Origin of the sequence: Bradyrhizobium yuanmingense (assembly GCF_029167105.1) — a bacterium.
Classification (GTDB): Bacteria; Pseudomonadota; Alphaproteobacteria; order Rhizobiales; family Xanthobacteraceae; genus Bradyrhizobium; species Bradyrhizobium yuanmingense_A.
In genome coordinates, this window is the sequence record NZ_JARFML010000044.1 from 48,223 (window position 1) to 60,628 (window position 12,406).

Below are 12,406 nucleotides of genomic sequence, written 5' to 3' on the forward strand. Positions count from 1 at the left end.
GTCGCGAGCAGTTGGTGGGCACGCTACGCTTTGCCCACCCTACAAGTGCTCGTGCGCGGCGGCGCTTCACACGCAGACCGCCTCGACATTGTTGCCATCAGGATCGATCAGGAACGCCGCGTAATAGGTCGGGCTGTAATCCCTGCGCGGCCCGGCGCCGCCATTGTCGCGGCCGCCGCTTCTGAGGCCTTCGCTGTGAAATGCCTTGACCGCTTCATGATCCCCGGCGCGGAAGGCGATGTGGACGCCGTCGGCCTTGCGGCCCTTGTTCAGATGCAGCCACAGCGCCGGCTCGCCCTTCGGCCCGAAGCCGGCATAACCGTCGCCGCTCGAGCACAGGACAAAGCCGAGCGGCGCCAGCACCGCGCTGTAGAAGCGCGTGGCAGCGTCGAGGTCGGCAACGCGCAATCCGATGTGGTCGTACATGTTCGTCTCCATTGCGGAAAAGCGTGCCGCGAATGGCACGCGCCGGAGACGACCCTAGTCAGTTGAGGGCAAGCTGCTCTTGGAGAATCTTGCGCTCCCCCTTCGACGCCTGCCGGAACTTGGTCGGCGACACGCCGGCGGCGCGATGGAAGGTGCGGACGAAATTGGAGAGATCGCCGAAGCCGACGTCATAGGCGATGTCGGTGACGGCGATGTCGTCGTCAGCGAGCAGCCGTGCCGCGTGGCGCAGCCGCGAGCGCACGAGATATTGATGCGGGGTGACGCCGAGCACGGCCGAGAACAGCCGCAGGAAGTGAAACGGGCTCAATCCCGCCTGCTTGGCTGCCTGCTCGAGGTCGAGCTCGGCATGCGAGTTGTCGTCGATCCACAGCGCCGCCTCCACCGCGCGGCGGCGGTCGCGTGCGGTGGGGGTGGCCGGCTTGCGCGCTTTGCCCGAGACAGCATCGACAAAACGGCCGGCCAGGATCTGGCCGATCTCGTCGAGGCCGAGATCGCTGTTGCCATCTGCTGCCGTCTGGGCCAGCTCGCCCAGCACCATCAGCTCGGGCAGCGGCGGCGTCGCGCCGATCTGCCAGACCTCGCGCCGCCCGCCGAGGGCGTCGACCAAATCCTCGCTGAAGAAGAAGCCGAGGCAGACGTCGCCGGATACGTGCTCATGCGTGCAGGTGTATTCCTCGCCGGGAGCGCCGATCAGCATCGAGCCCGCCACCAGCTCGAAGAAGCCGGCACGACAACGACAGCCGAAGCTGCCGGAGCGCACATAGGCGATGGAATGGCCGGTGCGGCATTCCGCAAACGGCGTGTCGTCCGGTCCCGCATCGCAGCGAAACTCGGAAGCACTTATCGATGGCGTCGTCAGCAGCGTGTTGGCCTGCATGCCGCCTATTTAGGAAGGCGCCCGCGGCGGAGCAACCGGCAGCAGCACCTCGAACAGCGTCTTGCTGGCGATGGGATGAGCGCCTTCGAGCGCCAGCAGCCGCCGCTTGGAGATCACGCCGCCATAGGGCGAGAGCCGGTCGGTGTAATTGCCGGCCTCCAGCACCCGGTGGCAGGGCACGATCAGCATGAATGGATTTTTCGCAATCGCCTGCGCCACGGAATAGGACGCGCCGGAGGCGCCCAGCGCCCGGGCGACCTCCTGATAGGTGCGCGTTTCCCCGCGCGGAATGCTGCAGGCGTACTCGTAGACGCGCCGGTCGAAGCCCGGCACCCCGCCGGCGTCCAGGCTGACCTCGGAAAAATCGGGATCGTGACCCTGCAGCAGGCCCGTGATGCCCTCGATCGCAAGCTCGGCGTTTTCGGACGGGCGCTGCTCCCGCGCCTCGGGATGGACCTGGAAAATCCGGCGGCGGGTGTCGATCTCCCGCGCCTCCGGCAATTGCACGGCGACCACGCCGGTGCCGCTCCAGATGATGCCGCAACGGCCGATGGCCGTATCGAATATCGCGTAAGCCCGCCCCACCATGCACACGCCCCACTCAGTGCACGTTTCTCCCCGGAGAAGCGATCATAACACCGCCACAATCCGGCGCACCTGGAATCTTATCAGGACGTTAACAACCGCCCGGCCGTTCGCGCCAAACCGCTTGGCGGCAGGCGCCGTCTCGGCTAATCAAGAGGGGCGCAAAGCGCGCATCGCGGGCGTAGTTCAATGGTAGAACGGCAGCTTCCCAAGCTGCATACGAGGGTTCGATTCCCTTCGCCCGCTCCAAGCCTTCCCGATTGACGTTTCAATGGTGCCGGCTTGACGGATTCGCTCTCGCGAGCGGTGTAAAGATTCCAATATATTAGTCCTTCGTTCTCGGCATGCACCGCTTCTCCGGCTTAAGCTCCAGGGCGTCCGGCAGGTGAAGTCCTCGTGCCGGCCAATGTCCGGATGAAGGACCTGCAAACAGATGGACCAGCAAAAACTCGACCGCGCGATCGGTCGGCGGCTGAAGACGCTGCGGACGCAGGCGGGCATGACGTTGAACGAGCTTGCAGGGCGCTCCGGCGTCAGCCGGGCCATGATCGGGCGGGTGGAGCGGGCGCAGAGCAGTGCGACGGCGGCGCTGCTGAACAAGCTCTGCGCCGCGCTCGACGTCACGCTCAGCGATGTCGTCGCGCTCGCCGAGAAGCCGCCGGAGCGCTTGGTGCGGCTGGCGGACCAGCCGCTCTGGCGCGACCCCGACAGCGGCTATCGCCGGCGGCACGCCTCGCCGCCGGATGCGGCCAGCGGCATCGAGATCATTGTCGTCGACCTTCCCGCCGGCGCGCGCGTCTCCTACAGCCCCTGGGGCCGCAACGCCTTCACCCAGCAGCTCCTGATGCTGGAGGGCGCCATCGCCGTGCATATCGACGCCAAGGCGGTGCGGCTGCGCGAGGGCGATTGTCTGGATTTCGACGTGATGCGCGCCGTGATCTTCGAGAACGAAACCAGGCAGGACGCGCGCTACGTCATCATCGTCAGGCGCGGCGCGTCCTACGGCAAGATGTGAGGGCAAAGCGTGGAGAGGAGCACGATGCAGATCCGGACCGGCGACACCTATGATCCACGCGTCGTCGCGCTGCTCGATCACCACGTTGCGGCCGCGCGGGCGCAGACGGCGCCGGGCAGCGCCCATGCGCTCGATCTCGCGGGCCTGCGTGCGCCCGAGGTGGCGTTCTGGACCGGCTGGGACGGCGAGACGCTGGTCGCGACCGGTGCGTTGAAGATGCTTTCGGCAAGCCACGGCGAGGTCAAGTCGATGCACACGCTGCAGACCGCGCGCCGACGCGGCTATGGCGGCCAGATGCTGCGCCACATCATCACGGAAGCCCGCGCGCGCGGCATGACGCGGCTCAGCCTCGAGACCGGCTCGTGGGACTATTTCAAGCCGGCGCACGCACTCTATCTGGCGCACGGTTTCGTCGCCTGCGGCCCGTTCGAGGGTTATGTCGAGGATCCCAACAGCCTATTCCTGACGCTGGAGCTGCCGGCGCTGGACCGCCGATAGCTTAAGAGCGCGTCCCCTCAATCTTGTCGAGCACGCGCTCCGGGGCGATGTCGCGGGCCGCTTCCTCCAGCCAGGGAGCTGTTCCTAGAGCAGGGAAGCAAAAAGACCGATCCCCTCATCAAATGAGTTGCGTACCTCAAAACACCTCTGCTAGCCTTCAGCCATGGCCGAGACCTTGACCCCGACCGTGCTGACGCTGAAGGACATCGCCCGCGAGGCCGGTGTCAGCCTCGCCACGGTCGATCGCGTGCTGCACAACCGGCCGGGGGTCCGCCCGGATACGGTCCGGCGCGTCAAGGACGCCATCGCGCGCAATTCGTTCCAGCCGCATGTGGCCGCCGCCGAGCTCGCGCGCGGCCGCGCCCGCCGCTTCGCCTTCGTGATGCCGTCGGGGCCGAACCCGTTCATGCAGCAGATCGAGGCCTATCTCGGCGAGATGGCGGCCTGGCTCTCGGCCCGCCGCCTCGCTGTCGAGCTGGTCGCCGCCGACGTGTTCGAGCCCGCCGCGCTCGCGGCCTCGCTCGAGGCGCTGTCGGGCGACTATGACGGAATTGCCGTGGTGGCGCTCGACCATCCGAGCGTTCGCGCCGCCATCAACGACCTCGTCGATGCCGGCGCCAAGGTCGTGACGCTGGTCTCGGACGTGCCGTCCTCGCGCCGCCACCATTATGTTGGCATCGACAACATCGCCGCGGGCCGCACCGCCGGCGCGCTGGTCGGACGCCTGGTCGGCCAGAGGTCCGGCAAGGTCGCGATCGTCGCGGGCTCGCAAGGCTTGCGCGACCATGCCGAGCGCATCTTCGGCTTCAACCAGGTGATGGGATCCGAATTCCCCGATCTCAGCGTGCTGCCGGTGCTGGAAGGGCGCGACGATGATGACCGTTCGGAGCAGCTGCTGGCGCGGCTGCTCGGCAAGCATCCCGACATCGTCGGCCTCTACAACGTCGGCGCCGGCACGCAGGGCGTCGCCAAAGCGCTGAACGACAAGGCCTCGGGCGCGGCCGGGCGCGACAAGCAGGTGGTTTTCGTCGGGCACGACGTCACCGCGCTGACGCGCCGCTTGCTCCTGCAGGGCGTGATGGATGCCGCGATCTCGCAGAACCCCGGACATGAAGCGCGCGCGGCCGTCCGCGTGCTGCTCGCGCTCGCCCGCGGCGAGCCGATCTTGAGTGAACAGGAGAAGATCCGGATCGACATCGTGATGCGGGACAATCTGCCCTAGCGGCAGGCGAATTTGGCAACAGGAGGCCTGCGGGGAAAAGCGACGCAAGATCGCGCTCCCGCCTCAGGCGAAAGGGAGGACGATTTGTATCTCGGGATCGACATCGGCACGTCCGGTGTGAAAGCGGTGCTCGTGAGCGAAGCCGGCGCGGTGACCGCGACGGCGGCGCGCGAGCTTGCGCTGTCGCATCCGGCGCCGCTGTGGTCCGAGCAGGATCCCGACGCCTGGGTCGATGCGGCCGTCGGCGCCGTCGACGATCTCGCCGCGCGCCATCCGCGCGAGGTCGCGCAGGTGCGCGGCATCGGGCTGTCGGGTCAGATGCATGGCGCGACGCTGCTTGGCGAGGAAGGTCGGCCGCTGCGTCCGGCCATCCTCTGGAACGACGGCCGCTCGCAGGCCGAATGCGCCGCGCTGGAGCGGCGCTGTCCCTCGCTGCACGCGATCGCCGGCAATCTCGCGATGCCAGGCTTCACCGCGCCGAAGCTGCTCTGGGTGGCACGGCACGAGCCGAAGATCTTCGACCGCGTGGCAAAGGTGCTGCTGCCGAAGGCCTATGTTCGCTATCGCCTCACCGGCGAGATGGTCGAGGACATGTCGGACGCGTCAGGCACGCTGTGGCTCGACGTCGGCCTGCGCCGCTGGTCCGCGCTGCTGCTGCATGCCACCGGGCTCGATCTGCACCACATGCCGCGCCTCGTCGAGGGCAGTGCGGTGAGCGCGGTGCTCGCGCCTGAATACGCGCACCGCTGGGGCATGGCGAAAAATGTCGTCGTCGCGGGCGGCGCCGGCGACAATGCGGCCAGCGCGATCGGGCTCGGCGCCATCGCGCCGGGCGATGCCTTCCTGTCGCTGGGAACGTCGGGCGTCCTGTTCCGCGTCACCGATCGCTTCGCCCCCGCGCCGGCTTCGGCGGTGCATGCCTTCTGCCACGCGCTGCCCGGCCTCTGGCACCAGATGGGCGTGATGCTGTCGGCCGCAGCCTCGCTCGCCTGGCTTGCCGGCGTGATGGAGACGCCGGCCGCAGCGCTCCTGGCACCGCTCGGCGAGCGCGTCGATGCACCAAGCCCGGTCCAGTTCCTGCCTTATCTCGACGGCGAGCGCACCCCGCATAACGATGCCGCCGCCAGCGGCGCCTTCGTCGGTCTGCGCGGCGCGACCGGGCGTTCAGAGATCGTGCAGGCGGTGCTCGAAGGCGTCGCCTTTGCCGCGCGCGACAATCTGGCGGCGCTGAGCACAGCCAGCGGGCCGATCGGCGAGGTCGATCTCGTCGGCGGCGGCTCGCGCTCGCCGCTATGGGCGCAGATCTGCGCCGACGTGCTCGGCATGCCCGTCCACCGCGTCGAGGAAGGCGAGGTCGGCGCCGCGCTCGGCGCTGCGCGGCTCGGCCGGCTTGCCGCGACCGGCGAGAACCCCGCGGACGTCTGCACGCGCCCGCGGCGGCTCGCAAGCTTCACACCCCGCCCGTCCGTCGCCGCGGCCTATGACGAGGCCTATCGGCGATGGCGCGCGCTTTATCCCGCATTGAAGGAGTCTAGTTAAGTGAACGCGCCAGCCAAATTCTTCGATGCAAGTGCACCCGTCGCCTTCGGCGGCAAGGAGGCCGAAGGCGCGCCCGCCTTCCGCTGGTACGACAAGGACCGCCTGGTGCATGGCCGCCGGCTCGAGGATCACTTGCGCTTTGCGGTCTGCTATTGGCATTCGTTCTGCTGGCCCGGCGGCGATCCCTTCGGCGGCGAGACCTTCCTGCGGCCTTGGCACCACGGCACCGACGCCATGGCGATGGCGCGCGCCAAGGCCGATGCCGCCTTCGAGCTGTTCCGTCTGCTGGACGTCCCCTTCTTCACCTTCCACGACGTCGATGCGGCGCCGGAGGGCGCTTCGCTCGCCGAGTCCGTCGCCAACCTCAACGCCATCGCCGATCTGTTCGAGCAGAAGATGGCATCGAGCAAGGTTCGCCTGCTCTGGGGCACCGCAAACCTGTTCACGCACCGCCGCTACATGGCGGGCGCCGCGACTAATCCGGATCCCGACATCTTCACCTATGCCGCCGGCCAGGTCCGTGCTGCACTGGAGGTGACGCACCGGCTCGGTGGGCAGAACTACGTGCTGTGGGGCGGACGCGAGGGCTACGAGACGCTGCTCAACACCGATCTCAAGCGCGAGCTCGACCAGCTCGGCCGCTTCGTCTCGCTCGTCGTCGAGCACAAGCACAAGATTGGCTTCAAGGGCCCGCTCCTCATCGAGCCGAAGCCGAAGGAGCCGACCAAGCATCAATATGATTTCGACGTCGCCACCTGCTACGGCTTCCTCGAACGCTACGACCTGCTCAAGGACGTCAAGCTCAACATCGAGCAGAACCACGCCATCCTCGCCGGCCACTCCTTCCATCACGAGGTCGCGCTGGCCGAGGCGCTCGGCGTGTTCGGCTCGCTCGACATCAACCGCGGCGACGATCTGCTCGGCTGGGACACCGACCAGTTCGCGATGAACGTGCCGGAGCTGGCGCTGGTGTTCCACGAGATCCTGAACCGCGACGGCTTCACCACGGGCGGGCTCAATTTCGATGCCAAGATTCGCCGCCAGTCGATCGATCCCGATGATCTCATCCATGCTCATGTCGGCTCGATGGATGCCTGCGCGCGGGCCTTCCTCGCCGCCGCCGACATGCTCGACGCCGGCACGCTGAGTGCGCCGCTTGCAAAGCGCTACGAGGGCTGGGCCGGCCCGGAGGGCCGCGCCATTCTCGGCGGCCAGCGTTCGCTCGCCGATCTCGCCGACCGCGCGATGTCTCCCGGCTTCGATCCGCAGCCGCGCTCGGGCCGGCAGGAATATCTGGAATCTCTGGTCAACCGCTATGTCTGAGGAAACGCCGCTGATGACGAAGACTGACGCGACACCGGTGCTCGAGCTCACCGGCATCGGCAAGGAGTTCGGCGCGATCCGCGCGCTGCACGACGTCGACATGCAGGTCTGGCCCGGCGAGGTGGTCGGCCTGATGGGCGACAACGGCGCCGGCAAGTCGACGCTGGTGAAGATCATCGCCGGCAATTTCCGTCCCACGCATGGCGAGATGCGCTTTGCCGGCAGCGCGGTGCATTTCAACCGGCCGGTCGATGCCCGCGCCGTCGGCATCGAGGTCGTCTACCAGGACCTCGCGCTCGCCGACAATCTGACGGCGGCCGCCAACGTCTTTCTCGGCCGCGAGCTGAAGCGCAGGTTCGGACCCATTGCCTTGCTCGACCACAAGGCGATGGCGTCGCGCGCGCTCGAGCTGTTCGGCGAGCTGCGCTCGGAGACGCGACCCGACGATCTCGTCAGGCAGATGTCGGGCGGCCAGCGCCAGGCGGTCGCGATCGCGCGCACCCGGCTGTCCAATGCGCGGCTGGTGATGATGGACGAGCCGACCGCCGCGATCTCGGTGCGCCAGGTCGAGCAGGTGCTCGGCTTGATCCACCGGCTCAAGGAGCAGGGCGTCGCCGTGATGCTGATCTCGCACCGCATGCCCGACGTGTTCGCCGTATGCGACCGCGTCGTCGTCATGCGGCGCGGCGAGAAGCGCGCCGACAAGTCGATTCACCAGACCTCCCCCGAGGAGGTCACCGCCCTCATCACCGGTGCGAAGGAGGCGGCGTAATGGCCATGCCCTTGGAATCCCCGATCAGCTTCACCAATGTCGGCAAGATCAGGTGGTGGCAGCGCGGCATCTTCGCCTCGCAGACCGGCTACGTCCTGCTCGCGCTGGCTGTGCTGCTGGTGATCATGCATTTCGCCAGCCCGTACTTCTTCACCCAGGGCAACATGCAGAATGTGGCGAAGAACTTTTCCTTCATCGCCATCGCGACGCTCGGCGTCACCTTCGTGATCATCACCGGCGGCATCGACCTGTCGGTCGGCTCGATGATGTGCTTTTCGGCCATGATCACCTCGATGGTGATGACCGAGCTGTCGGCGCCCGGATCGCCGCTGGTGCACATGGCGGCCGACGGCAAGACCGTGCTCGCCAATGTTCCGGGGCTGATCCTGCTTATCTCGATCCTCGCCGGACTCGGCGCCGCACTGATTGCGGGCCTCGTCAACGGCTTCTGCATCGCCGTGCTCGGCCTGTCGCCCTTCGTCACGACGCTCGGCATGCTCTCGATCGTGCGCGGGCTCGGCTATGTCGTCTCCAACGGACGCGGCAGCTTCCCGGGCGGGCCGGACGCCGATTATTTCTACGCGCTCACGTCCGGTGACGTGCTCGGCGTGCCGGCGCCGTTCATCTATCTCGTGATCCTGGCGCTGACCATGGCCGTGGTGCTGCACCACACCTCGTTCGGCCGCCACGTCTTCGCGCTCGGCGGCAACGAGAAGGCTGCCGAGCTCACCGGCATTCCGGTGGTGCGGGTGAAGATCGAGGTCTACGTGATCTGCGCGCTCGCCGCGGGCCTGCAGGGCATCATCATCTCCGGCTGGCTCGGATCGGCGCCGGCCAACATGGCGATGTCCTACGAGCTCAACGTGATCGCGGCGGCCGTGATCGGCGGTGCCAATCTCGCCGGCGGCATCGGCGGTCCGCTCGGGGCCATCGTCGGCTGCGTGCTGCTGGAGGTGATCCGCAACGGCCTCGTGCTGGCCCAGGTCAGCTCGTACTGGCAGCAGACGTTGGTCGGCGTGATCATCATTCTGGCTGTGCTGGTCGACCGCGTCCGCTCGCGGATGACCTGAAATGACGACATCTCGGGAAGGCAAGGAAAACGCCGCCTATCCGCTTCCCGGGGGCTTTCGAGGGGATAGGCACCAACAAGAGTGGAGGAGACAATGAGGAAACTGCTTCTTGCCGGCATCGCGGTTGCGATGATGGCCACGCCGGCATTTGCCGCGAACTACCGCTTCGTCATCGTGCCGAAGGCGATGAACAATCCGTTCTTCGATTTTTCGCGCGACGGCTGTCTGAAGCGCGCCAAGGAGCTCGGCAACATCGAGTGCATCTACAAGGGACCGGTCGAGCATGAGCCGGCGAACCAGGCCCAGATCATACAGGACTTCATCACGCAGAAGGTCGACGGTCTCGCCATCTCGGTCGCGGACGTCGCGGCCATGACCAAGTCGATCGAGGCGGCGACCGCCGCCGGCATTCCCGTCATCACCTTCGATGCCGACGCGCCGGGCTCCAAGCGCATCGCCTATATCGGCACCAACAACAAGGAGTTCGGCCTGGCCCTCGGCAAGGAATTGCTGAAATTGCGGCCTGACGGCGGCAAATACGCCATGGTCTCCGGCGGTCCCGGCGCCAAGAATCTGGCCGAGCGCGTCGACGGCGTGCGCGAGGCGCTGAAGGGCTCGAAATGGACCGAGGTCGCGGGCTCGCCGAGCTTCTGCAACGACGACCCCGCGCTGGCGGTCCAGCAGATGACGGACATGCGCACCGCAACGCCGGATCTCGCCGCCATCGTTCCGATCGGCGGCTGGCCGATGTTCGCGCCCGAAGGCTTCAAGGCCTTCGCCAGCAGGAACAAGAAGGACATCGATTCCGGCAAGTTCACGCTGGTCGTCGCCGATACGCTGAAGATGCAGCTCGAGCTGCTGCGCGACGGCTATGCCAATGCGCTGGTCGGCCAGCGTCCGTTCGAGATGGGCGAGAAGGCGATGGACACGCTGCTCGCCATCAAGAAGGGCGAAAAGGTGCCGGAGATCGTCTACACCGGCCTCGATCTCGTCACCAAGGACAACGTCGCGAAGATGTTGAAGTAGGAGCGCTGCCCAGCCCCGCGCTTCTGCATGCCTCTCCCGCTTGCGGTTTCCGCAAGCGGGAGAGATGATTTGGAATGGACGACGATCGCTGGAAGGCATGGGAATGAAAAGATCGCGGCTCGGCGCGCTCGATGTCACCTCGATCGGCCTCGGTTCAGCCCCGCTCGGCGGATTGTTCTCGCCCGTTAGCGATGCCGATGCGCACGCGACGATCGAACGCGCCTGGTCGCTCGGTGTCCGATTCTTCGACACCGCCCCGCTCTACGGCTTCGGCCTCGCGGAGCGGCGGCTGGGCGCCTTCCTGCGGCAACAGAGGCGCGACTCCTACGTCATCTCGACCAAGGTCGGCCGCCTGCTGCGCGCACCGGACAATGCTGCGCCGGAGGACGAGCACTACAAGGGCACGCCGCGCGAGCGGCCGGTGTTCGATTTCAGCTATGACGGCGTGATGCGGTCGGTGGAGGAGAGCCTGCAGCGCCTCGGCCTCGACCGCGTCGACGTCCTTCTCGTGCATGATCCCGACGATCATTATGACGATGCCGTCACCGGCGCCTTCCGCGCGCTCCAGCGCCTGCGCGAGGACGGCACGGTCAAGGCGATCGGCGCCGGCATGAACCAGTCCGAGATGCTGGCTCGCTTCGCCGAGGCCGTGCCGGTCGACTGCTTCCTGCTCGCCGGCCGCTACACGCTGCTCGACCAGGGCGCACTGGATGCGCTGTTTCCGCTGTGCCAGGCCAGCAATATCGGCATCTTGCTCGGCGGCATCTACAACAGCGGCATCCTGGCCAATCCGCGGGCGAGCGCGAAATTCAACTATCAGGATGCTGATGCTGCGCTCGTGGCACGCGCGCTGGAGCTCGACGAACTTTGCCGCCGGCACGGCACCGAGCTGAAAGCCGCCGCGCTGCAATTCTGCATGGCCCATCCGGCGGTGACGGTCGCCGTGATGGGCGCGCGCAATGCCGCCGAAGTCGCCGACAACATCGCGATGTCCGAGAAGGCGGTGCCGCCGGCATTCTGGCAGGAGCTTCGGGCACGAAAGCTGGTCGATGCGCGCGCGCCGCTTCCCGGCGGAGATTAAGGCATGATCGTCGATGCCCACCAGCATTTTTGGGATCCGGCGCGCGCCGATTATCCCTGGATGGAAGCGGACGAGCTGGCGCCGATCCGCCGTGCCTTCGGCCCGGCCGATCTCGCGCCGCTGCTACAGGCGAACGGCATCGACGCCAGCATCCTGGTGCAATGCCGCTCGGCGCTGGAGGAGACCGAGGAGTTTCTGCGTATCGCGGATGCAACGCCCTCGGTGATCGGCGTGGTCGGCTGGGCCGATCTGACCGATGCGGCGCTCGGCGAGACGCTCGACCGGCTGCGCGCTCTGCCTGGCGGTGCAAAGCTGGTCGGCATCCGCCACCAGGTCCACGACGAGCTAGATGCGGATTGGCTGCTGCGCGAGGACGTCCAGCGCGGACTCACGGCCGTGTTCGCCCACGATCTCGCTTACGATTTCCTTGTCCGCAGCCGCGAGCTGCCCGCGGCGATCGCAACCGCGCAGGCCTTTCCGCACGCGCGTTTCGTGCTGGATCACGCCGCCAAGCCGCCGATTGCCGCCGGCGGCAGCACAGAATGGGCCGAGCGCATCGCAGCGCTGGCTGCCTGCGGCAATGTCTGGTGCAAGATCTCGGGATTGGCGACCGAGGCGGTCTGGGACGACTGGAATGCGGAACGGCTGTTTCCGTTCGTCGCGCACGCCGCAAAATGTTTCGGCGAGGACCGGCTGATCTTCGGATCGGATTGGCCCGTATGCCTGCTCGCGGGAAGCTACGGCGAGATCAAGACCGCGCTGGAGGCCTGCCTGGCGCGGCTCGGCCCGCGTGTGCGGGACAAGGCTTTCGGCGTGAATGCAGCGCAGGCGTATCGGCTGGCGTCGCGAGTTGGCGCGATGAAATGAGGCTCGATCACTGCGAAGACGGAGGTGCGCTCCCTCTCCCGCTTGCGGGAGAGGGTTGGGGAGAGGGTGTTTCCGCAATGGGAC

13 protein-coding genes and 1 tRNA gene are annotated in these 12,406 nt (G+C 67.1%); 11 read left to right on the forward strand and 3 right to left on the reverse strand.

Going from position 1 to position 12,406, the window contains the following annotated elements; genetic code table 11:
• Window positions 1–66 precede the first annotated feature (66 nt).
• Genes P0R31_RS35820 through P0R31_RS35830 form a run of 3 tightly spaced genes read right to left on the reverse strand, consistent with a single transcriptional unit; the run spans window position 67 to window position 1,912 of the window.
• Window positions 67–426 (reverse strand): VOC family protein, encoded by a 360-nt coding sequence (locus P0R31_RS35820; protein ID WP_275519514.1) that lies wholly within the window; start codon window positions 424–426, stop codon window positions 67–69.
• Between the two features lie 58 nt (window positions 427–484).
• Complete coding sequence (locus P0R31_RS35825) at window positions 485–1,324, reverse strand: helix-turn-helix domain-containing protein (protein WP_275519516.1); 840 nt, start codon at window positions 1,322–1,324, stop codon at window positions 485–487.
• A gap of 9 nt (window positions 1,325–1,333) precedes the next feature.
• Window positions 1,334–1,912 carry a methylated-DNA--[protein]-cysteine S-methyltransferase gene (locus P0R31_RS35830; RefSeq protein WP_275519518.1) on the reverse strand — a complete coding sequence of 193 codons (579 nt, stop codon included), beginning with the start codon at window positions 1,910–1,912 and terminating at the stop codon, window positions 1,334–1,336.
• Between the two features lie 172 nt (window positions 1,913–2,084).
• Here P0R31_RS35830 and P0R31_RS35835 point away from each other — a divergent pair.
• The 11 genes from P0R31_RS35835 (at window position 2,085) to P0R31_RS35885 (ending at window position 12,322) form a co-directional block, all read left to right on the forward strand.
• A tRNA-Gly gene (locus P0R31_RS35835) sits at window positions 2,085–2,158 on the forward strand.
• 184 nt (window positions 2,159–2,342) lie between these two features.
• The gene (locus P0R31_RS35840) at window positions 2,343–2,924 is read left to right on the forward strand and encodes a helix-turn-helix domain-containing protein (protein ID WP_225174173.1); all 582 of its coding nucleotides are present in this window, start codon (window positions 2,343–2,345) and stop codon (window positions 2,922–2,924) included.
• 24 nt (window positions 2,925–2,948) lie between these two features.
• On the forward strand, window positions 2,949–3,422 hold the full coding sequence (locus tag P0R31_RS35845; protein ID WP_275519520.1) for a GNAT family N-acetyltransferase: 474 nt from the start codon (window positions 2,949–2,951) through the stop codon (window positions 3,420–3,422).
• 163 nt (window positions 3,423–3,585) lie between these two features.
• Window positions 3,586–4,644: a LacI family DNA-binding transcriptional regulator gene (locus P0R31_RS35850; protein ID WP_275519522.1), complete on the forward strand. Its 1,059-nt coding sequence runs from the start codon at window positions 3,586–3,588 to the stop codon at window positions 4,642–4,644.
• 84 nt (window positions 4,645–4,728) lie between these two features.
• On the forward strand, window positions 4,729–6,183 hold the full coding sequence (gene xylB / locus P0R31_RS35855; RefSeq protein ID WP_275519524.1) for a xylulokinase: 1,455 nt from the start codon (window positions 4,729–4,731) through the stop codon (window positions 6,181–6,183).
• Window positions 6,184–7,506 (forward strand): xylose isomerase, encoded by a 1,323-nt coding sequence (xylA, locus tag P0R31_RS35860; RefSeq protein WP_275519526.1) that lies wholly within the window; start codon window positions 6,184–6,186, stop codon window positions 7,504–7,506. It abuts the gene before it with no gap.
• Window positions 7,507–7,519: 13 nt separating this feature from the next.
• Window positions 7,520–8,278: an ATP-binding cassette domain-containing protein gene (locus tag P0R31_RS35865; protein ID WP_109145592.1), complete on the forward strand. Its 759-nt coding sequence runs from the start codon at window positions 7,520–7,522 to the stop codon at window positions 8,276–8,278.
• The gene (locus P0R31_RS35870; RefSeq protein ID WP_157285690.1) at window positions 8,278–9,348 is read left to right on the forward strand and encodes an ABC transporter permease; all 1,071 of its coding nucleotides are present in this window, start codon (window positions 8,278–8,280) and stop codon (window positions 9,346–9,348) included. The genes P0R31_RS35865 and P0R31_RS35870 overlap by 1 nt, the downstream gene beginning before the upstream one ends.
• Window positions 9,349–9,441: 93 nt before the next feature.
• A complete protein-coding gene (locus tag P0R31_RS35875; RefSeq protein ID WP_057028437.1) occupies window positions 9,442–10,374 on the forward strand; it encodes a sugar-binding protein in 933 nt (310 codons plus the stop codon).
• Window positions 10,375–10,477: 103 nt separating this feature from the next.
• The gene (locus P0R31_RS35880) at window positions 10,478–11,455 is read left to right on the forward strand and encodes an aldo/keto reductase (protein ID WP_275519528.1); all 978 of its coding nucleotides are present in this window, start codon (window positions 10,478–10,480) and stop codon (window positions 11,453–11,455) included.
• Window positions 11,456–11,458: 3 nt separating this feature from the next.
• A complete protein-coding gene (locus P0R31_RS35885; RefSeq protein ID WP_275519530.1) occupies window positions 11,459–12,322 on the forward strand; it encodes an amidohydrolase family protein in 864 nt (287 codons plus the stop codon).
• Window positions 12,323–12,406: the final 84 nt, after the last annotated feature.

What these genes read in the sequence shown, in the direction of transcription:
- P0R31_RS35820 (WP_275519514.1), bottom strand. Translation starts at nt 426, where the DNA reads ATGTACGACCACATCGGATTGCGCGTTGCCGACCTCGACGCTGCCACG.
- P0R31_RS35825 (WP_275519516.1), bottom strand. Translation starts at nt 1,324, where the DNA reads ATGCAGGCCAACACGCTGCTGACGACGCCATCGATAAGTGCTTCCGAG.
- P0R31_RS35830 (WP_275519518.1), bottom strand. Translation starts at nt 1,912, where the DNA reads ATGGTGGGGCGGGCTTACGCGATATTCGATACGGCCATCGGCCGTTGC.
- P0R31_RS35840 (WP_225174173.1), top strand. Translation starts at nt 2,343, where the DNA reads ATGGACCAGCAAAAACTCGACCGCGCGATCGGTCGGCGGCTGAAGACG.
- P0R31_RS35845 (WP_275519520.1), top strand. Translation starts at nt 2,949, where the DNA reads ATGCAGATCCGGACCGGCGACACCTATGATCCACGCGTCGTCGCGCTG.
- P0R31_RS35850 (WP_275519522.1), top strand. Translation starts at nt 3,586, where the DNA reads ATGGCCGAGACCTTGACCCCGACCGTGCTGACGCTGAAGGACATCGCC.
- P0R31_RS35865 (WP_109145592.1), top strand. Translation starts at nt 7,520, where the DNA reads ATGACGAAGACTGACGCGACACCGGTGCTCGAGCTCACCGGCATCGGC.
- P0R31_RS35870 (WP_157285690.1), top strand. Translation starts at nt 8,278, where the DNA reads ATGGCCATGCCCTTGGAATCCCCGATCAGCTTCACCAATGTCGGCAAG.
- P0R31_RS35875 (WP_057028437.1), top strand. Translation starts at nt 9,442, where the DNA reads ATGAGGAAACTGCTTCTTGCCGGCATCGCGGTTGCGATGATGGCCACG.
- P0R31_RS35880 (WP_275519528.1), top strand. Translation starts at nt 10,478, where the DNA reads ATGAAAAGATCGCGGCTCGGCGCGCTCGATGTCACCTCGATCGGCCTC.
- P0R31_RS35885 (WP_275519530.1), top strand. Translation starts at nt 11,459, where the DNA reads ATGATCGTCGATGCCCACCAGCATTTTTGGGATCCGGCGCGCGCCGAT.